Annotated in this window: 16 protein-coding genes; 8 read left to right on the top strand and 8 right to left on the bottom strand. The window is 29.4% G+C overall.

Annotation, left to right across the window (positions count from 1 at the left end; genetic code table 11):
* The first annotated feature begins 3 nt into the window (after positions 1-3).
* Genes rpsD through rplQ form a run of 3 tightly spaced genes read left to right on the top strand, consistent with a single transcriptional unit; the run spans position 4 to position 2154 of the window.
* Positions 4-615: a 30S ribosomal protein S4 gene (gene rpsD, locus G8C41_RS01340; RefSeq protein WP_166005881.1), complete on the top strand. Its 612-nt coding sequence runs from the start codon at positions 4-6 to the stop codon at positions 613-615.
* Positions 616-639: 24 nt separating this feature from the next.
* Positions 640-1632 carry a DNA-directed RNA polymerase subunit alpha gene (locus tag G8C41_RS01345; RefSeq protein ID WP_160541870.1) on the top strand — a complete coding sequence of 331 codons (993 nt, stop codon included), beginning with the start codon at positions 640-642 and terminating at the stop codon, positions 1630-1632.
* Between the two features lie 9 nt (positions 1633-1641).
* Positions 1642-2154: a 50S ribosomal protein L17 gene (gene rplQ, locus G8C41_RS01350; RefSeq protein WP_160541871.1), complete on the top strand. Its 513-nt coding sequence runs from the start codon at positions 1642-1644 to the stop codon at positions 2152-2154.
* 528 nt (positions 2155-2682) lie between these two features.
* Here the strand turns inward: rplQ and G8C41_RS01355 are convergent.
* On the bottom strand, positions 2683-4101 hold the full coding sequence (locus tag G8C41_RS01355) for an OmpA family protein (RefSeq protein ID WP_166005882.1): 1419 nt from the start codon (positions 4099-4101) through the stop codon (positions 2683-2685).
* A gap of 94 nt (positions 4102-4195) precedes the next feature.
* On the bottom strand, positions 4196-4606 hold the full coding sequence (gene folK / locus G8C41_RS01360) for a 2-amino-4-hydroxy-6-hydroxymethyldihydropteridine diphosphokinase (protein WP_105298112.1): 411 nt from the start codon (positions 4604-4606) through the stop codon (positions 4196-4198).
* Between the two features lie 31 nt (positions 4607-4637).
* On the opposite strand from folK, the gene sppA reads away from it, so the two are divergent.
* The 5 genes from sppA (at position 4638) to G8C41_RS01385 (ending at position 12214) form a co-directional block, all read left to right on the top strand.
* The gene (gene sppA / locus G8C41_RS01365) at positions 4638-6404 is read left to right on the top strand and encodes a signal peptide peptidase SppA (RefSeq protein WP_160567142.1); all 1767 of its coding nucleotides are present in this window, start codon (positions 4638-4640) and stop codon (positions 6402-6404) included.
* Between the two features lie 153 nt (positions 6405-6557).
* Positions 6558-7586 carry a rod shape-determining protein gene (locus G8C41_RS01370; protein WP_055425343.1) on the top strand — a complete coding sequence of 343 codons (1029 nt, stop codon included), beginning with the start codon at positions 6558-6560 and terminating at the stop codon, positions 7584-7586.
* Positions 7587-7614: 28 nt separating this feature from the next.
* Complete coding sequence (gene mreC, locus G8C41_RS01375; protein WP_166005883.1) at positions 7615-8442, top strand: rod shape-determining protein MreC; 828 nt, start codon at positions 7615-7617, stop codon at positions 8440-8442.
* A gap of 514 nt (positions 8443-8956) precedes the next feature.
* Positions 8957-10975, top strand: coding sequence for a penicillin-binding transpeptidase domain-containing protein (locus G8C41_RS01380; RefSeq protein WP_255466967.1), 2019 nt, complete (start codon positions 8957-8959; stop codon positions 10973-10975).
* Between the two features lie 3 nt (positions 10976-10978).
* Positions 10979-12214 carry a M50 family metallopeptidase gene (locus G8C41_RS01385; RefSeq protein ID WP_166005884.1) on the top strand — a complete coding sequence of 412 codons (1236 nt, stop codon included), beginning with the start codon at positions 10979-10981 and terminating at the stop codon, positions 12212-12214.
* Positions 12215-12227: 13 nt separating this feature from the next.
* Here the strand turns inward: G8C41_RS01385 and recG are convergent, their stop codons facing one another.
* The 6 genes from recG to G8C41_RS01415 all read right to left on the bottom strand — a co-directional run bounded on the left by recG (position 12228) and on the right by G8C41_RS01415 (position 20488).
* The gene (gene recG, locus G8C41_RS01390; RefSeq protein ID WP_166005885.1) at positions 12228-14330 is read right to left on the bottom strand and encodes an ATP-dependent DNA helicase RecG; all 2103 of its coding nucleotides are present in this window, start codon (positions 14328-14330) and stop codon (positions 12228-12230) included.
* A gap of 132 nt (positions 14331-14462) precedes the next feature.
* A complete protein-coding gene (locus G8C41_RS01395; protein WP_166005886.1) occupies positions 14463-15782 on the bottom strand; it encodes a TlpA family protein disulfide reductase in 1320 nt (439 codons plus the stop codon).
* A gap of 52 nt (positions 15783-15834) precedes the next feature.
* Positions 15835-16095, bottom strand: a complete 261-nt coding sequence (locus G8C41_RS01400) for a hypothetical protein (RefSeq protein WP_105298105.1) — start codon at positions 16093-16095, stop codon at positions 15835-15837.
* A 15-nt stretch (positions 16096-16110) separates the two neighbouring features.
* Complete coding sequence (locus G8C41_RS01405; RefSeq protein WP_166005887.1) at positions 16111-18093, bottom strand: T9SS type A sorting domain-containing protein; 1983 nt, start codon at positions 18091-18093, stop codon at positions 16111-16113.
* Between the two features lie 101 nt (positions 18094-18194).
* Positions 18195-19391, bottom strand: a complete 1197-nt coding sequence (clpX, locus tag G8C41_RS01410) for an ATP-dependent Clp protease ATP-binding subunit ClpX (RefSeq protein WP_160567127.1) — start codon at positions 19389-19391, stop codon at positions 18195-18197.
* 116 nt (positions 19392-19507) lie between these two features.
* A complete protein-coding gene (locus G8C41_RS01415; protein WP_160541881.1) occupies positions 19508-20488 on the bottom strand; it encodes a pyruvate dehydrogenase complex E1 component subunit beta in 981 nt (326 codons plus the stop codon).
* Between the last annotated feature and the right edge of the window lie 267 nt (positions 20489-20755).

Raw genomic sequence — 20755 nt, forward strand, 5'->3', positions numbered from 1 at the left:
ATAATGGCAAGATATATTGGTCCAAAAACGAAAATAGCTAGAAAATTCGGACAAGCTATTTATGGGGAAGATAAGTATTTTGAAAGAAGAAAATACCCTCCAGGACAACACGGTCCGAACAAGAGAAGAGGTGCTAAAAAATCTGAATATGCAGTTCAGTTGGCTGAAAAACAAAAAGCAAAATATACTTATGGTATATTAGAAAGACAATTTTCAAATTTGTTTGACAAGGCACAAAGAAGTAAAGGGATTACCGGTGAAGTATTATTACAATTATGTGAATCAAGACTAGATAACGTAGTTTATAGATTCGGTTTGTCTAATACTAGAGCAGGATCTCGTCAATTAGTATCACACAAACATATCACAGTTAATGGAGAGATTGTAAATATACCTTCTTATCTTTTAAAACCGGGTGATGTGATTGGAGTTAGAGAAAAATCTAAATCATTACAAGTAATTAAAGATGCTTTAGCTAATAATTCTCATAAAACTTATGAATGGTTAGTATGGAATGATGAAAAACTATCAGGAGATTTTAAAGTAGTTCCTGAAAGAATTCAAATTCCTGAAGATATCAAAGAACAATTGATAGTCGAATTATATTCTAAATAAAACAAAAAATTAGCTAAGATTTATATGGCAATTTTAAACTTTATAAAACCTGATAAGGTAATTTTAGTTGAATCAGATGATTTTAAAGGTCAATTTGAATTCAGACCCTTAGAGCCTGGATTTGGATTAACCGTTGGAAATGCTTTAAGAAGAGTTTTATTATCTTCGTTGGAAGGGTATGCTATTACATCAATAAGAATTGAAGGAGTTGAACATGAATTTTCAACTATTCCGGGTGTAATAGAAGATGTGACTGAAATCATATTGAATCTTAAAAAAGTTAGATTTAAAAATCAAATCAATAAAGGTGGAAATGAAATTGTAACAGCTCAAATATCCGGAAAATCAGAATTGACAGCCGGAGATTTAGGTAAATTTATTTCTTCTTATCAAGTTTTAAATCCTGATTTAGTGATTTGTCATATGGATAAATCAGTTAAATTTAATATAACTTTTAATATAGATAAAGGAAGAGGGTACGTACCTGCAGAACAAAATAAATCTAATCACGCTCCAATAGGAACTATAGCAATTGACTCTATTTATACTCCAATTAGAAATGTTAGTTATAGCATTGAAGATTATCGTGTAGAACAGAGAACTGATTATGAAAAGCTTATTTTAGATATTCAAACAGATGGTTCAATAACTCCTCAAGAAGCTTTAACAGAAGCAGCTAAAATATTAATTCATCATTTTATGTTATTTTCTGATGAGAGAATAACATTAGAAGCAGATGTTGTTTCATCCGCAGACACTTATGACGAAGAAGCTCTTCATATGAGACAGTTATTAAAAACTAAACTAGTTGATATGGATTTATCTGTTAGAGCTCTTAATTGTCTTAAGGCTGCAGAAGTTGAAACTTTGGGAGAATTAGTTTCCTTTACAAAATCAGATTTAATGAAGTTTAGGAATTTTGGTAAAAAATCTCTGACCGAATTGGAAGATTTAGTTTATTCTAAGAATCTGACTTTTGGTTTGGATGTTTCAAAGTATAAATTAGAAGCAGAATAATAAGAAATCATGAGACACGGAAAAAAGTTTAATCATTTAGGGAGAACTGCATCACATCGTAAAGCTATGCTTTCCAATATGGCTACTTCCCTTATTCTTCATAAAAGAATTAACACAACTGTTGCTAAAGCTAAAGCATTAAGAACGTATATAGAACCATTATTAACTAAATCTAAAGAAGACACTACTCATAATAGAAGAACGGTTTTTAGTTATCTTCAGAGTAAAGAGGCGGTTACTGAATTATTTAGAACAGTAGCAACCAAAATTTCTTCTAGAAATGGTGGATATTGTAGAATAATTAAAACTGGTTTTAGGCTAGGAGATGGTGCAGATACAGCTCTTATTGAATTAGTGGATTTTAATGAAACCTATAATTCAGGAGAATCTAATAAAAAAGTAACTAGAAGAAGTCGTCGTTCAACTAAAAAGGCGGATTCTGCAGAATCAACATCTGAAGCTGTAGTTAATGAAACTAGTGAAGTTGAATCTGAGAATAAATCAGATGAAACAAAAGAATAAAAAATAAATTCAATTTAAAAAAAAGCAGGTTTTTAAACCTGCTTTTTTATTTTATACTTATCCCTTTTACTTACATAGATTTACAAATCGATTAATTATAGATCAACATATTAGTATCTATTCATTAAAGACTTATATATAATAGATAAAATAATTAATTGAAACTATATTATTATTTATAAACGTTTAAATATGGCAGTATTTGAATAAAATAGATTAAAAGGTCTTTTACATTAATAATAAATTAAATTATATTAAAATAAAATACTCTATGCAGGTCAAAACTGAATATTTAATCTAATATTTTTATTTAAATGTTTCACTTATAAATTAATAAAATCATGCTTTATAAGTTGGTTTTAAAGCTTTTAAAATTATTTTAGATACTTAAAAACAACTAATTATATTATATAAATAGTAAATGGAAACAAAAATATAACTTAGAAAGTAGTAGGGTTAGGGTTTAAATACTTTTAAATAAAAAAAGCCTCTTAATATATAAGAGGCTTTTTTATATCATTAGTTTTTTTATTCAGAATCAAGTAATTTGAAAACCACTCTTCTGTTTTCTTTATTTTTCCATTCAGGACATTTAGAAGCAGGTTTACATTCAGGATATTTAGGGTTAGTGAATCCCATACCTTTACCTGTTAATTGATAAGGAGGCACACCTTTAGAAACTAAATATTTAATCACAGAAGTTACCCTTCTTTTTGATAGATTAAGATTGTAAGCATCTGTTCCTCTAGCATCAGTATGTCCTTCAACTAAAAATCTTGTACCTTGACCGTATTTAATTATAATATCAGCTACTTGATCTAAAATAGGTTGCGATTCTAAAAGAATTTTGTCTGAATCAAGATTAAACTGGATACCTCCCATAGTTGCAATAAGTGGATTAATAGCATCCTCAGCAAGTTTTTGCGGTTCAGGACATCCATCGTTTGATGCAGGACCAGGGAAAGTAGGGCATTTATCATATAAGTCAATAATACCGTCCATATCTACGTCTAAAGCTCTACCGGAACCATCAACACGAGCACCTTTAGGAGTGTCTAATTCTCTATCCCAATCATCACAAACACCGTCATCATCTTTATCCCCAAAAACACAAACTTCTAATTGTTGTTGACTTGCTACATCATTGATTTTTGTAAACATTTCACGTAATGGATCAACCCAACCTAAATATTCATTATGTTTTCCTATTTTATACGTTACTCCCAAAGATGTTGTTAGGAAGTTATCGGATTTACTTCCTTTATGCAAATCAGCGTAATGACCGTTATTACCGGAACCATCAAATAGTTCATCACCAGTAATAATGTATATAGCTCTCACTGATGCATCCCATCTTTTGTTAATTTTATATGTTAATCCGGTACCCACCTGAGCAAAAATAGACTTAAGGCCCATATCTTCATCAGCCATAGTTTCATAAACGGTTGAACCTTTTTCTAAAAATTTAGTTTTAGCTTTATATTGTATTGTTCCTAAACCGGCATATGCATGTAGGGCCCATCTGTAAGGAGATCTGTTGTCAATTCTTCTAAATAAAGAAGAAACGTTTAAATCTCCTAAAACGCTTAATGCGAAATAATTAGTTTTAGCGTCTACTTTATTTGAACCATACCCCTGCTTGGTTTCACCAAACTGACCTAATAAACTTAATCCAAAGACATGTGAAATTTGTTTATTTATTGAAGCTTGAAAATCATATCCAACTCTCCATTTGCTAGATGCCCCGTTATCTACAGAGGTAAAGTCAGATGTAATTAACCACGGAACACCTCCATATATAGATACAGACCAGTCATTAAATTGCTTTTGATCATTAGTAAACTTTACATAATCATCAGTGAAATTACTACTATCTACATTTTGAGCTTGTACATTTAAGCATGTACAAATAACTGCTAGTAAAAATAGAATACATTTTTTATTCATAACTATAATTAATTAGTAAGTATATTAAGTCTTCTCCTATACAAAATGATTGAAGGTTGTAAAATTATCAAAATTTTTTAAATAAAAAAATATATTAAAGCAGTTCATATAAAATTTTTTTTGAAAAATTTCTTTTTGAAATATGACTAATATGAGGTATATTTAAAGAAGCAGAGTAAAATGTTATAGAATTAAAATATATTATATCAATATCTATAGTTCTATCCTCATATTTTCCGCTAAAATAACTGTCATTAATTCTACCTAATGATCTTTCAATTTCTTTAATAGATTTTAAAAGTTTAATAGGGGACAAATCGGTACTAACGATAATTCCAATATTTAGATAATTATTTGACGAATAATAATCTTCAGGTTCAGATTCGATTATTTTGGTTTTTTTCAAAATTAAACCAATTTTAGAATCTATTAAATTTATAGCTGATGTTATATTATTTTTTTTATTTCCTAAATTGCTGCCTAGTAACAAAGTAACCTTATTCATCTACTAATTAATTATTTGTTAATAGAAAGAAATGAAAAAATTTATCATTCAAGTATTGGCAACCATTGTTGGTATTGTGTTGTTAACCAGTATAGTTGTATTTAGCTTGATTTTAATAAATATTATAGCATTTATTCCATCTAAATTTGTTGTTAAAGATAAATCAATTTTAGAAATAAATCTAAACAATTCCATTTTGGAATCCTCAAATGATCGAGAAGTACCAATTTCATTAATAAATAATGTTAAGCATGTTTATTTAAAAGATATTTTAGATGTAATAAATCATGCTAAAACAGATGATAAAATAGAAGGAATAAGTCTTAAATTATCCAATATAAATGCAGGATACTCACAAATAGCAGAAATTCGTCAAGCCTTGCTAAATTTTAAAGAAAGTAAAAAGTTTATATACTCATATAGTAATGAATGTGATCAAAGATCATATTATTTATCTTCTGTGGCCGATTCTCTATACATTAATCCAAATGCAAGTATAGAGTTGGCAGGTTTATCTGCAGAAGTTTTATTTTATAAAAATTTAGGACAAAAGTTTGGAGTAAATTTTGAAGTTATAAGACACGGTAAATATAAATCAGCCGTTGAACCGTATCTTAGAGATAATCTTTCAGAAGAAAATAGATATCAGTTAAAAAATTTGTTACAGAATTTTTGGAATAAAATATCATCTGATATAATCTCTTCAAGAAAAATTACTAACGAGAGTTTAAATAAATCAGTAGATAGTTTATATGGTTTTATTCCAGAATTAGCATATAAAAATAGATTAGTAGATAGGTTGATCTATGAATCCCAATATGATAATTTAATTAAGAAGAGATTAGGTTTGTCAGATGAAGATTCCATTAATAAAATATCTTTGGAACAATATAAAGAATTTACAGAAGATGTTTCATTTATTAATGATAAAATAGCCATATTATATGCATCAGGACAAATATATACAGGTAAAGGAGACACAGAGGTTTACTCCAAAACGTTTATCAATCTTATTAATGAAATAAAAAATGATGATGATATTAAAGCAGTAGTTTTACGAGTAAATTCACCGGGTGGAAGCGCGAATGCTTCTGCTGAAATTTTGTATGAATTATATGAGCTAAAAAATAAAAAACCTTTAATAGTATCATTTAGTGATTTAGCAGCCTCCGGAGGCTATTATATTTCAATGGCTGCTGATAAAATTTATGCCCAAGATAATACGCTAACAGGATCCATAGGCGTTTTAGGCATGATTCCGGATGTTAAAAAATTAGCCAATACTATTGGTATTACTTCAGACTATGTTTCGACAAATTTAAACTCTAATTATTATTCAATTACCCGGGGAACATCTAAAGGATTCAAAGAAATAATGAATAAGGGGATTACTATAACATATAAAAAATTTGTTAATGAAGTAATGAAGGGTAGACATATGACCTATGCTCAAGTAGATTCGGTAGGACAAGGTAGAATATGGAGCGGAAGGGATGCATTAGAAAACGGTTTGGTAGATGAAATCGGCGGTTTCAATGAGGCTATTGAATATGCTGCAAAGAAAGCAGGGGTAACATCTTATAATTTAGTTTCCTATCCGGAAGAAAAAACCAATTGGGATCTTATAGTAAATATGTTTACCTCTGATGACAATGATTTGAATCAATCGGGTATAATAGAAAACCTTATTAAATATGAATTAGGTAAGGATCATTATAAATTATATCAAAAAATAAAAAATATAGAAAGTAATCAAGGAATAATGTACTTAATGCCGTATGATGTAGAAATTAAATAACGGATAAAAAGTCTTGAATAAAAATATTCTAACTAATATATCATTTTCAATAAAGATGTTATATCTTTGCAAAACTTAAAAGTTTGAGAAAAGTATTTTTATAATTTTTTCGAGAATTTATTCAACCAAATAGTACAATTATTTAAAAGTTAAATGGGATTATTTGATTTTCTTACACAAGAAATAGCAATTGATTTGGGTACAGCAAATACCCTAATCATTCATAATAATAAAGTAGTAGTAGACAGCCCTTCTATAGTAGCAATAGATAGAAGAACCATGAAGCCTATTGCAGTCGGAGAGATAGCTAAGCAAATGCAGGGGAAAACGCATGATGATATAAAAACTATTAGACCTTTAAAAGATGGTGTAATAGCTGATTTTGGCGCGTCCGAGCATATGATCAGGGAATTTATAAAACAAATTCCGGGAATAAAAGGAAAAATTTTTAATCCTTCATTGAGGATGGTCATTTGTATACCTTCAGGTATTACAGAGGTTGAAAAAAGAGCAGTAAAAGATTCTGCAGCTAAAGTAAATGCTAAGGATGTAAAATTAATTTATGAGCCTATGGCTGCAGCTATCGGAGTTGGAATTGATGTAACACAGCCTAAAGGTAATATGATTATAGACATAGGGGGAGGAACTACTGAAATAGCAGTTATAGCTTTGGGAGGAATTGTTTGTGATAACTCTATTAAAATTGCAGGAGACGTATTTAATAATGATATCTTATATTATTTAAGAACTCATCATAATTTGTTTATCGGAGAAAAAACAGCAGAACACATTAAAATGGAGGTAGGTTCAGGACTTGAAGAACTGGATAATCCCCCTGAAGATCTACCAGTTCAAGGTAGAGATTTAATTACCGGTAAACCTAAAGAAATTATGGTTAATTATAAAGAAATGGCCAGAGCTCTAGATAAATCAATTTTAAGAATCGAAGATGCTATCATGGAAACTTTATCAAGAACACCTCCGGAATTATCTGCAGATATCTATAATACCGGTATATATTTAGCAGGAGGAGGGGCTTTACTTAGAGGTCTCGATCAAAGAATAGGAAGGAAAACAGGGTTACCTGTTTTCATAGCTGACGATCCATTGAGAGCAGTTGTGAGAGGTACTGGAATTGCACTAAAAAATATTGAAAAATTTGAGAATTTTTTAATCAAATAATAAATTATTCTTAAGATAAAACTTATTAATGTCTGTATTGATAAATTTTCTATCAAAAAATAGTAGATTCCTGCTATTTCTATTTTTGCAGATATTAGCTCTTTTTTTTACGTTTAACAGAAATGTTTATCATAATTCGATACTAGAAGAAAAAATAATTTCATTCACCGGTTATGTAGATTCTAAAATATCTTATTTAACGTACTATATAAATCTCAAAAAGGAAAATGAACGTCTAATAGAAGAGAATAAAGAATATAGAAATAAATTTCTAGGGAAAACCGGAAAAATTAAGCCTGAGTTTTTTGCTATGTTAGATTCTACAAAATATAAGCAAAAATATTATTATACCACTGCTGATATAATATCAAACTCAATTACAAGGTCAAATAATTATTTAATTATAGATCGAGGGATAGATCAAGGTGTTAGTCCGGAAATGGGCGTTGTTACCTCAACCGGCGTTGTAGGAATGATTATTAATTGTACGAAAAATTATTCCAAAGTTATTTCCATTCTTAATAGGAATACCAGGATAAATGCCAGATTAAAATCAAGTAAATATTACGGTACATTATTATGGCAGGGAGAAGATCCCAGAATCATGCATTTATCAGATATACCTAAATATGTAGGTGTAAAGATAGGAGATACTATTGAAACGGATGGAAAATCTAAAATATATCCTGAAGGTATATTAATTGGAAGAGTGAGCAGTAAATCCATAGATGAGGAGACCGGTAATTGGAATATTTCAGTTGAATTATTTCAAGATATGGGAAATATACAAAAAGTATATGTAGTGGATAAACTGGATAGAGAAGAAATTAAAAGTTTGAAAGATTCTATAAATTAATAATGCTTAACAGATACACATTAATAAATCTCATCTTAATTCCCATCTTACTATTATTGCAAGTTTTTGTATTTAATAATATCTATTTTTTCCATAAATATAATCCTATCATATATATTATTTGGATCATTTTTTATCCATATGATAAATCTTTTAATTATCTTTTTTTAATTTTTTCATTCCTTTTGGGATTTGGAATTGATTGTTTTATGGACACCGGAGGCGTTAATGCTTTCTCATCCGTATTAATTTCTTATATAAGAAATACAGTACTTCGATATATCTTAGATTTAGATCGAGAAATGAAAATATTAAACTTTTCAGATTTAAATTTCCTTCAATTACTATCGTATATAATAATAATTATATTAATTCATCATTTAAGTCTTTTTATTTTAGAAAGTTTTAAAATATCTATGATATTAGATGTAATAGAAGACGCTCTTATAACATCAGTATTTTCATTTTTATTTATCATTATAATTTACGCTTTCTTTAAAAATAAGATCGGATAGTGAAAAAATTTCAGATTATAATAGGGGTGTTGATTTTCTTAGCGTTACTGTTTATCGCGCGTATATCCTACCTACAATTATTTACAGAAAAATATAAGCTTAACGCAGCAAATACTTCAATAAAAGCAGAATATCAAATTCCATTACGGGGATATATAATGGACAGAAATGGTAAAATATTAGTAGGAAATACTCCTTCCTATGAGTTGACTTTTACCCAATCACAGATGGAAAAAAATTTTGATACCTTAGGTTTTTGCAAATTAGTTAATATTTCGAAAGCTGATTTCATAAAAAAAATCAAAAGTATTAAATCTAATAAGAAAATTTATAATAACCTGGTTCCTATGACCTTTATGAAAGGTCTGACAAGTGAAGATTTAGCCAGAATACAAGAAAAACTTTTTAAATATAATGCATTTTCAATTGTTAGAACTCCTGAAAGAAATTACTTGGTCCATTCTGCAGGAAACATATTGGGTTATATTAATGAAGTTAATGAAAAATATATAAAATCAGATTCATCTTATTACATGCCCGGTAATTTAGCTGGTATGACAGGAGTAGAAAAATCGTATGAAAAATATTTACGAGGAATAAAAGGAATTAAGTATATACAAAAAGACAGAAGATTAAGAAGTATAGGCTCATATAAGGATGGAGAGTATGACCAGCAAATGCATAGTGGTAAAGATATAACACTCTCAATTGACTATGATTTACAAAATCTGGCAGAAAAATTGTTAGTTAATAAAAGAGGCGGTATAGTAGCTTTAGATCCCAATAATGGAGAAATATTGGTTATGGCCTCAGCTCCCGTTATTGATCCTTCAGTATTTGTAGGAAGAGATAAGAATAAACATATATATTCTCTTCAAATGGATTCAATGAATAAGCCAATGTTTGATCGAGCAGCTCAAGCAGCATATCCTCCAGGATCTACTTTTAAATTGATAAATGGTTTAGCTGCTTTACAAATGGGAGTAATAGATGAAAAAACAACCTTTATATGTAAGCATGGTTTTCATTATGGAAACAGGAAGATAGGTTGCCACTGTGGATATTTTTACACTCCTATTGCTATGGATAAAGCTATTCAAAAATCATGTAATAATTTCTTTGCAGAGGCTTACGTAAGAATACTTAACAAGTATCCGGGTAACATTGAAAAAAGTATTGATGAATGGAGTGATATAGTTAAAAGTTTTGCCGTCGGTGAATTTATGCATAATGATTTAGCAGTGGGAAGTAGAGGAAACATTCCGGATGCTAATTATTATAATAGACGTTACGGAAAGGATAAATGGAATATCTATACTATAATTTCGAATTCAATAGGGCAAGGTGAAGTTTTGGCAACTCCATTACAAATCGCAAATTATACGGCTGTTATTGCCAACAGAGGATTTTTTTACACCCCTCATATTGTAAAAGCTATTGATGGAAAACCGATAACAGATCCTCAATTTACTGTACCCAAACAAGTAAAAGTCGAGAAAAAATATTTTGATATTGTTAATAAGGGAATGAGTATGGTAGTTTTATCGGGTACAGGTCATAGGATTTTTACCAATACATTTAGTCAGGAAGGAAAAACAGGTACCTCGCAAAATCCTCATGGAAAAGATCATTCCATATTTGTCTTAATAGCTCCCGTAGATAAACCAAAAATAGCAATTGCTGTAGTCGTTGAAAATGGAGGTTCTGGAGCAACTTATGCCGGACCCATGGCCTCTCTACTTGCAGAAAAATATCTTACCGGAACCATTGAAAGAAAATCAATGGAGGAAAGCATCATAAAATCTGATTTCAGTAATGAATATTTGAGACAATGGAACGATTATTTAAAAAGAACAGGAAAATATGTTCCAAATAATTTACCTCAAGCTTTAAAAGATAGTATAAATAAGATTAATTCGAATAAAAAACTATCCTTAAAAGAAAAGCAACGATTAATACAAAATATAATTAATCAGGGAGAAGCAGCAAAAAAATTAGATAATTTTATTGGTGATTAAAAAATGAATAAAATTTTTAGGGGAGTAGATGGTTTAATGTTATTTTTATATTTGCTTATAGCCTTATTTGGTATCGCAAATATATACAGCGTTGATAGTTCCAGTGGTACTAAACAATTCATCTGGCTGTTAATATCTTTAACAGTAGGAACTTCAACCTTTCTTGTTCGTCCTAAATTTTTTGAGAATTTTGCGGGCTTATTTTACTTATTTGGCTTATGTTTACTTACCGGTGTTTTACTGTTTGGAAGCTATGTTAATGGAGCTAAAGCCTGGTATCGAATTGGAGGTTTCAGTTTACAACCGGTAGAATTAGCTAAAATTTCCACAGCATTAATGTTAGCTAATTACGTAGATTCTCCTAATTTTAATATTAAAAATAATCAATCATTAGGAATAGCATTTCTAATTATATTTATTCCCATAGTATTAATTTTGCTGCAACCCGATGTAGGATCCATTTTAGTGTTTACTGCTTATTTTATCGCTTTATATAGAGAAGGAATGACAGGATGGTTGTTCATCATTGGTTTTTATTTTGCGATTTTATTTCTGACTTCCATTTGGGTTCCATCATGGATCGTTATTTTAATATTAACACTTTTACTATTTCTATTATTATTCTTGCTTAGAAAGAAAATTAAATGGAATCAACACTTTAATATTTTATTTATCATAGTATTTGTACTAATATCAAGTGTTATAAGCATATCCTCACCGTTTATATTCGAGCATTTACCAAAGCATCAAAAAGAAAGAATATTAGTACTATACGAAGGAGAAAAAAAATACAGAGATACCGCAGGATATAATTTGCTTTATTCTAAAACAGCCATAGGATCGGGAGGTTTCTGGGGTAAAGGATATAAACAAGGTAGTGTTACAGCAGGTAAATTTGTACCGGAGCAACAGACTGACTATATATTTTGTACAGTGGGCGAAGAATGGGGATTTGTAGGATGTACCCTATTGATCGGGCTTTATACTTGTTTAATAGCAAGAATATATTATTTGGCAGAAACACAGAAAAGCGCATTCTCCAGAGTTATGGGATATTCATTAGCTTCCATATTATTTATGCATTTTTTAATTAATATAGGAATGGTCATAGGATTGTTTCCAACCGTAGGAATCCCATTACCTTTCTTTAGTTATGGTGGTAGTTCACTATTAGGATTTTCTTTATTTATTTTTATATTTTTGCGCTTGAATTATTCTGACAAAAATAGCCTTATCTAAATATCCATTGGTATTAACTAATTTTTGACCATTTGATTTTATTCTTATGATATTTTAAGAAGAATTTTCTTATAGCTTGATTTTTTTCCTTTGTAAGATCAGGATCATCTTGTAATAAATGATCAACACATGATTTAGATAATGATACTATTACCTTATCATGAATCAAATCTGTTTTTTTAAAATCAATGGTACCGCTTTGCTGAGTTCCTAAAATATTACCGGGTCCTCTTAATTCCAAATCCACTTCAGATATTCTAAATCCGTTGTTTGTTTCACACATTGTTTTAATCCTTTTCTGTGCATCATTCGATAGCTCTGATTTGGTCATCAAAATACAATAGGATTGTTCAGCACCTCTACCCACTCTTCCTCTTAATTGATGCAATTGAGATAATCCGAATTTCTCTGCACTTTCAATAACCATAACACTTGCATTCGGAACATTTACTCCCACCTCAATAACAGTAGTGGCAATCATAATTTGCGTCTGATTATTGACAAATCGTTGCATTTCATATTCTTTATCCGCTGCTTTCATTTTCCCGTGTACGATGCTTATTTGATAATCAGGCATTGGAAAATCTCTGACTATACTTTCATATCCATCCATAAGATCCTTATAATCTAGAGTTTCACTTTCTTCTATAAGGGGATATACAATATAAACTTGTCTGCCTTTTTTAATTTCATTTTTCAAAAAGCCAAAAACTGATAGCCTGTTTGAATCTGTTCTATGATAGGTTTTAATTTCTTTCCTTCCACTTGGTAATTCATCAATTATAGATACATCCAGATCACTATAATAACTCATGGCCAGTGTTCTCGGTATAGGAGTAGCTGTCATCACTAATATATGCGGAGGTATCGCATTTTTCCCCCATAATCGAGAGCGTTGTTCAACCCCAAATCGATGTTGTTCATCAATTATAGCTAAACCTAAATTTTTAAATTGTACCTTTTCTTCAAGTAAAGCATGTGTACCTACCAATATATTTATTTTTCCCGACAGTAATTCTTGATGAATTAGTTTTCTTTCCGAAGTCGAAGTTGATCCCGTTAGTAGATGGACAGAAATATTCATTTCATCAACCAATTTACAAATGCTTTTATAATGTTGAGCGGCTAAAATTTCAGTGGGAACAATCATACAAGCTTGAAATCCATTATCAATAGCTAAAAGCATGGATAAGAGAGCGACCATCGTCTTTCCACTTCCTACATCACCTTGCAATAACCTATTCATTTGAATATTTCGGCTAAGGTCTTTACGAATTTCTTTAATTACTTTTTTTTGGGCATTTGTTAATTGAAACGGAAGATGAAAATTATAAAATTCATTAAAATGATGTCCGACATTAGAAAAAGGATTTCCTAAATTTATACGTTGTCTATAAATTTTTTGTAATCCAAAACCAAGTTGAAAAAAAAACATTTCTTCAAATTTCAACCTGTATTCGGCCTGTTGTAATTCAACGTAAGAATTTGGAAAATGAATTTGTTGATAAGCTTTTTTACGAGAAATTAACTTATAATTTACTAAAATTTCTTGCGATAAGTTTTCCTCTATTTGATCATCAATAGCGACTAAAATTTCCCTAATTGATTTTTTAAAAAAACGTTGATTGATCCCTCTTTTTTGTAATTTTTCCGAGTTTGAATAAATTGGTTCTAAAACTATAGGAGCTAATTTTGCATCATTCATTTTTTCGATTTCCGGATGCGCAAGGGTTAATTTTCCATTAAAAGAATTTACTTTACCAAATAATAAAACTTCTTCATGTAAAGGAATGCTTTTTACTAACCAATTCGTTACATTGAACCAAATAAGTTCTAATTTTCCGGTACTATCTTCAAATATACCTGTTAATCTACTTTTCTTGTTAAAAGTAGTTTCTTTTAAAGATATTATTTTACCTCTTAATTGAATTTCAGCAGAAGAAGAGCCTAATTGATTTACTTTATAAATTTTACTTTTATCCACATATTTAAAAGGAAAATAATTAAGTAAATCCTCGCATGAGTGTATATTAAGCTGTTTTTTTAATAAGTTCGCTTTTTCAGTTCCTATACCTTTAACATATTCAATAGAAGATTGAAGATATAATGCACTCATATTACAAAATTAAGAAACTGATCTTACTATAACTAGCAATAGAGATATAAATTAATTGAAATTTACTATTTAAAGAAAACACATAAGAAGGGAATATTTCCCTTCTTATGAGAAAGTATATATTTGGGTATCTTATTTAATTAAATTATTGATATCAGATATTTTAGAAGTAATTTTTAAAATTTTATTTTTTTGATCTACTAAAATTAGAGTAGGGGTACCGGTTATATTTAGTTCTTTTACAAATTTACTATCCCAGTATATTAAATCTGAATCGTTTAACCATGAAGTTTCTTTAATAGCATTTTGCCAATCCTCTTTGTTATAATCAACAGAAAGGGCTATAATTTCACCACCCGATTTTTTAAAATTTTCGTAAAACTGTTTAACATATGGCATTTCTTGTTGGCAATGACTACACCACGAGGCCCATACCATAATTAGTTTATATTTAGTTTTAATGTCATATAAATACGTATACTTATCGTTTAATTTTTGCGTAAATTTTATGTTTGGAATTATTTTTCCTTCCTTTATAGAATTATTGTCTTGAATTGTTTTTTTAAGTTCCGCACTTATTTCGCATGTTAGTGATTCAGCTCTTTTCATATATTTATCAGTAAGATTTACTAAACCATATCCATTTAGAAAATTGATAGTTGCGGATAATATCTCTTGTCCCCTGCTTGTTTCTTCACCAACTTCATCCAACAAAACTTCTATAGCTTTATCAATTTTATTTTCCCAATCTTTTTGAGAAGTGGCTCCTATTGCAGACAGTTTAAAATAATTATATAAAAGAGATTTACCAACACCGGAAGTTTCAAATTCTTGTCCGGCATTTTTAAAATGATCTAAAATTAAATTTTTATTAGAAATAGCATCGCCGTTTCCTATTTCAGTATTTTTAATTAGATCTGAAGTTTTTAAATAATAGGATAAAAATGGAAATTCTGAAATATCAGGTTCATTCATTTCAGATATTCTTTGAATTTCATTATTTAAGGGTAAATAAAAATCATCTTTAGAATTATAATAAAAATTTATATTTTGTAATTGAGGAAGAATAGAATTTTTTTTAATGTCATAGTTTAAATAATTTTGATAACGTTCATTAATTTGATTACCCGGTATATTTATAATAAATTCATCATTTGTAGTAATTGATGCGCTAAAATCTATATCGGTATTATCAGAGATGAATATGTAATTCTTCTTGGCATCCAGTAATGAAATTTCAATTATACCGGAATAGTTATCTTTAACAGGAATTGAAAAAGATCCATTTGAATTTGTAGTTATGTTTCCTATTAAAATATCATCAAATGCTCTATCTATTTTTACTAATATTCTTTTATTAGAATAATTGGCAATAGTACCTTTAAATGTAAATTGAGCTTGAGCTATTAAGCTTATTAGAACTAATAAGAATGTAATTGAAATTTTTTTCATAAAAAAAGCCTTGTTATTTATTTAACAAGGCTAATTTATGAAATTTAAATCTTTATACAGATTTAATTCTTTTCTTTTTAAAGATATAAAACATTATAAAAATAGCACTTATTAATAAAAAAGGCACTATAAAATTAATTGGAGTTGAGTTTGGTTCCATTATACCTATCCCACCACCATAGGCTACTACTTCACCTTCGGCGTTTGGAATTGGAGGTACTTCTTCCGTTTCAACTACAACTTGCAAAATATTGTAAGCAAAAGATTGATTATAAACTAAAGCTATGAATATTATGGAAAATAATTTTTTCATTTCAATTTTACTTTATTATTTAACTATTTTTTTAGTTACTTTCTCACCAGTAATTTTATTAGTCACTACTATAACGTACAAAGATGACGATGTAGTATGAATAGGTAGCAAATAATCATTTTGGGTATCGATATTTGTTTCTGTGGAAATTAACTGACCTAAAACGTTAAATATAGTTACTTCTGCTTTTTTCCAATTTTGATCAAAGTGAATTTTATATTCATTTCCGGTCTTATAAATAGTTGTTAAACTATTTAAAGTAGTAATGTCTTCATTTCCTAAAGTTCCAGGCTCTTTCCAGAAAATTTCAAATCTGTCGTTAGTTGATTCATTAAGAGTTACAGAATAGGTAAAATTAGAATCAATTTCTTTAATAACTTTTAATTGTTTATCATGAAAATAAAATTTTGCATTAGGATTATCAAAGTTATTTTTTCCTTCTTCTTTTATAGGGTTCATGTTATACTTAAGTTCTGATTTAAAGGTAAATTCTTTTCCTTTATCCAGAGTATTAACAGTTACACCTACTGGAACAGCAACTTTAGAAGAATTATCCGAGTTAATTACATTAATATATAATTCAGTATCTTCATAGCCGGGGTATTTTCCACCATTTATAGATTCCGGTATGGTATAGATATTGGTAGACACATCATTATCATTTTCTGTATTGGATTTGATTTTAGCTTCAAATTCATTTAATTCTCCGGTGATCAAATTTGGACCGGCTGCAAGATATGTGTTACCATAGAAAGTTTTACCGGAAACTAATTCAAGATTTAATTGATATAGATCTTGTGAATTAGATTTTGATCGTGTACCCCATACTTTTCCCTTATTGAATTCATATTTGGATTGTTCAAATGTTTGAGGTTTACTATCTTTATATAAATCAACTTTTACGTAGTCACTTTTCGCTTTGATGAAAAAATTAGTCATTGGAGGGATAATTCTTATATCATCACCAATTATTTGTCCATTACTATCAAATGTAAACATTTGTGTTTTTCCTTCATATCGGGTAGTTCCATCCACAATTTTATTAGTGATTGGTCCATCACTTGCGCCTCCTATTATGTTTGGAATTTGATCTTTAAGTAATATAGTTATGTCAATATTGGAAGTATAAGGATTTACCATACGCAACATCCTATCCCAGTATCGGTTTGAATTTAACACTTCATCAGTAGTAGTTTTAGTAAATTTAATAGTAGAAGCAAACGGGTCATCCAAATAAGTCCAGTAATATAATCCATAAGGATTTTTAGCATTATTTCCAATATTATAGCCTGTAGCAACTCTACTACTTATAGGTACAGATAAGTCTGCTGCAGAAGCTGTACCTCCGTCAGTAGGTTTAGTGCCCGCAACATAAGGAGTTCCTTGAAATGAAATTACACCATCAAAATTTGATCCGGTATTATACAATTCTTTTCTAAAAGAATAATATTTTCCGGGAACAAAATTTTCATCTTTTTGAAATGGATCGTATCTAAATCGATCTTCTCTCCATGTAAATAAAGGGTGACGATTCCATCTAGAGCTATTTTTACAATTATTATTAATATAAAATAGCCCACAAACAAGCTCTGGTTTTAGTTGATTATTAGTTAAATCACCTGAGAAATTATCATAGGTATATTTGATAAAAGGTATACCGAAAAGAACCTCACCGGAACCATAATCATATAGATGTTTTTGAATAGTAACACCTCCAACAGTACTTTTATTGTTTACGATTATTAATTGACCATAGTTTTTTTCATCGTCATAAGTTATAACAAACTTATTTGGATCTCCATTATTTTTTAGAGTACCTTCTGATATTTTAACATTACCTTTATTAGTAAATACATCAGAACTATTGTCTATGGTTATATCTCCAGTACTAAATAAAGTCGTACCTGGACTCACAAAGAACTTAGCACCGTTAGTGGTGGTTATTTGTGAATTGCTTGCAATACAACCCAGTACAAAAAGCAAGGGTATAAATTTCATTTTCATTTATTAAGCATTTATTAGTTAAATTTATTTATTAAATATAATATATACTAGTAGTGCAAATATAAATAAAAATATTATTCGCAAGTCTTTTTTTTTTATTTTATTGATTTGTGTTTCGTTAACGCAACAAATTTATCCATATCTATAAGTAAATTTCCGTTATAATTGTCAATATCATAACTAATTTTAGAAAATAGGTTTTCAGAGATACTTCGCAACCCTCTTGCCCCTAAACCTAAAATTCTGGTTTCTTTTACAATTTCTTTTAATACGTCATCGGTAATGGAAAGATTGATTCCATCTAATTTAAATAGTGCCTGATATTGTTTGATTATTGCATTTTTAGGTTTAGTAAGAATTTGTAACATAGCCTCATCATCCAATGGCTCTAAATTAGTTATTACAGGGAATCTTCCTAATAGTTCGGGAATAAGTCCGAAAGTTTTTAAATCGGTAGCATTTACCTGAGATAAAATGTGTTCTTCTTCAAGTGTTTTTTCATCCGTTTTGCTGAAACCTATCGTGTTTTTATTTAGTCTGTTTGAAATAATTTTATCAATACCTGAAAAAGCTCCCCCTGCAATAAATAAAATATTTTGTGTATTTACTTGAATGTATTTTTGATCGGGGTGTTTTCTGCCGCCTTGAGGAGGAACATTAATAATACTTCCTTCTAAAAGTTTTAATAAAGCTTGTTGCACTCCTTCCCCGGAAACGTCGCGGGTTATACTTGGATTATCGCTTTTTCGACTAATTTTATCTATTTCATCTATAAAGACTATACCTTGTTCAGCCTTTTCAACGTTATAATCAGCAGCTTGTAATAATCGACTTAATATACTTTCAACATCTTCACCCACATATCCGGCTTCTGTTAAAACAGTTGCATCAACTATAGTAAAAGGAACATCCAAAAGTTTAGCAATTGATTTGGCAATTAGAGTTTTTCCGGTTCCTGTTTCACCAACCATCAATATGTTGGATTTTTCAATTTCAACCTCCCTGTCAACTTCTAAAGAATGTGCTAACCTTTTATAATGATTGTAAACGGCAACAGATAACGTTTTTTTTGCGTTTTCTTGACCTATTACGTATTGATCTAAAAATTCTTTTATTTCTTTAGGTTTTTTTACTTGCAATTCAAAATTGCTGTCGTCTTTAAAATTTTCTTCCTGTATAACAATGTTATGTGCTTGTTCAATACAATCATTGCATATATGTCCGTGAAGTCCGGCAATTAATAGTTGAACTTCAGATTTTTTTCTTCCGCAAAAAGTACATTTTTGTTCCATAAGCTTTAATAAAGCTGATATTAATTTAAAATTCAGGTTTCAAAATTAATTTATTAATTAAAATTGAAACCTGAAAAATATTTTTTAGTTTATATTATTAAAGAAAATAACTACGATTACTTTTTATATAAAGTATTTTTAACAGCGGTTATTACTTGGTTCACATTCGGATACCATTTAGAAAATAAAGAAGAAGAGTAAGGGGCTGAAGTATCAGCAGTTGTAATTCTTTTTATAGGTGCATCCAAATAATCAAAAGCTTTTTGTTGTACCATATAAGCAATTTCACTTGCAACAGATGCAAAAGGCCATTCTTCAATTAATAATACCAAACGATTGGTTTTCTTAACGGAATTTATAACGGTGTCATAATCCAAAGGTCTAACAGTTCTTAAATCTATAACTTCTGCGTTTATGCCTTCTTTTTCAAGTTCAGCAGCAGCTTGTAAAGCAACTTTCATTATTTTACCAAAAGAGACTATAGTTACATCGGATCCTGGTTTCTTGATGTCTGCAACACCTATAGGGATAAGATATTCATCTTCAGGAATCTCCATTTTGTCGCCATACATTTGCTCAGATTCCATGAAAATAACAGGGTCATTATCTCTAATAGCGGATTTCAATAATCCTTTGGCATCATAAGGATTGGAAGGTACGATAACCTTTAATCCGGGACAATTCGCAAACCAACTTTCAAACGCTTGAGAGTGAGTAGCTCCTAACTGTCCGGCTGAAGCGGTTGGACCACGAAATACGATTGGTACATTCCATTGACCACCGGTCATTTGATAAATTTTAGCTGCATTATTTATGATTTGGTCGATAGCAACCAAGGAAAAATTAAATGTCATAAATTCTACAATAGGACGGCATCCATTCATGGCTGCGCCAACACTAATTCCGGTAAAACCACTTTCTGCAATAGGGGAATCAATGACTCTTTTGGCACCGAATTCGTCTACCATTCCTTTGGAAGCTTTATAAGCTCCATTATAATTAGCAACTTCTTCGCCAATCAGATAAATGGAAGGGTCTCTTCTCATTTCTTCGCTCATAGCTTCACAAATTGCTTGTCTAAATTGAACTTCCTTCATTGTACTTAAAATTATTACGGCAAAAGTACAAATTTTTTGAACAATCAAATTCTTTTATGTTTAAAAAGAAAAGAAAATTTGTATAAAAATTAAGAAATAATTTTATATAAAATAAATTGACTATAGGTTTTTGTAGTATTTTATATTGTTAATATGTTAATTTTTCGAACGTTATCAATCTTTGATATACTATAAGTTGTTAATCTAAGTTATTAGAGTTGTTGTTATTATGAAATAATTTTATGTATATAGACAGTAAAAAAATAC

The sequence above is a fragment of the Apibacter sp. B3706 genome, assembly GCF_011082725.1.
In the GTDB taxonomy this organism is placed as follows: Bacteria; Bacteroidota; Bacteroidia; order Flavobacteriales; family Weeksellaceae; genus Apibacter.

What these genes read in the sequence shown, in the direction of transcription:
- rpsD (WP_166005881.1), top strand. Translation starts at nt 4, where the DNA reads ATGGCAAGATATATTGGTCCAAAAACGAAAATAGCTAGAAAATTCGGA.
- G8C41_RS01345 (WP_160541870.1), top strand. Translation starts at nt 640, where the DNA reads ATGGCAATTTTAAACTTTATAAAACCTGATAAGGTAATTTTAGTTGAA.
- rplQ (WP_160541871.1), top strand. Translation starts at nt 1,642, where the DNA reads ATGAGACACGGAAAAAAGTTTAATCATTTAGGGAGAACTGCATCACAT.
- G8C41_RS01355 (WP_166005882.1), bottom strand. Translation starts at nt 4,101, where the DNA reads ATGAATAAAAAATGTATTCTATTTTTACTAGCAGTTATTTGTACATGC.
- folK (WP_105298112.1), bottom strand. Translation starts at nt 4,606, where the DNA reads ATGAATAAGGTTACTTTGTTACTAGGCAGCAATTTAGGAAATAAAAAA.
- sppA (WP_160567142.1), top strand. Translation starts at nt 4,638, where the DNA reads ATGAAAAAATTTATCATTCAAGTATTGGCAACCATTGTTGGTATTGTG.
- G8C41_RS01370 (WP_055425343.1), top strand. Translation starts at nt 6,558, where the DNA reads ATGGGATTATTTGATTTTCTTACACAAGAAATAGCAATTGATTTGGGT.
- mreC (WP_166005883.1), top strand. Translation starts at nt 7,615, where the DNA reads ATGTCTGTATTGATAAATTTTCTATCAAAAAATAGTAGATTCCTGCTA.
- G8C41_RS01385 (WP_166005884.1), top strand. Translation starts at nt 10,979, where the DNA reads ATGAATAAAATTTTTAGGGGAGTAGATGGTTTAATGTTATTTTTATAT.
- recG (WP_166005885.1), bottom strand. Translation starts at nt 14,330, where the DNA reads ATGAGTGCATTATATCTTCAATCTTCTATTGAATATGTTAAAGGTATA.
- G8C41_RS01395 (WP_166005886.1), bottom strand. Translation starts at nt 15,782, where the DNA reads ATGAAAAAAATTTCAATTACATTCTTATTAGTTCTAATAAGCTTAATA.
- G8C41_RS01400 (WP_105298105.1), bottom strand. Translation starts at nt 16,095, where the DNA reads ATGAAAAAATTATTTTCCATAATATTCATAGCTTTAGTTTATAATCAA.
- G8C41_RS01405 (WP_166005887.1), bottom strand. Translation starts at nt 18,093, where the DNA reads ATGAAATTTATACCCTTGCTTTTTGTACTGGGTTGTATTGCAAGCAAT.
- clpX (WP_160567127.1), bottom strand. Translation starts at nt 19,391, where the DNA reads ATGGAACAAAAATGTACTTTTTGCGGAAGAAAAAAATCTGAAGTTCAA.
- G8C41_RS01415 (WP_160541881.1), bottom strand. Translation starts at nt 20,488, where the DNA reads ATGAAGGAAGTTCAATTTAGACAAGCAATTTGTGAAGCTATGAGCGAA.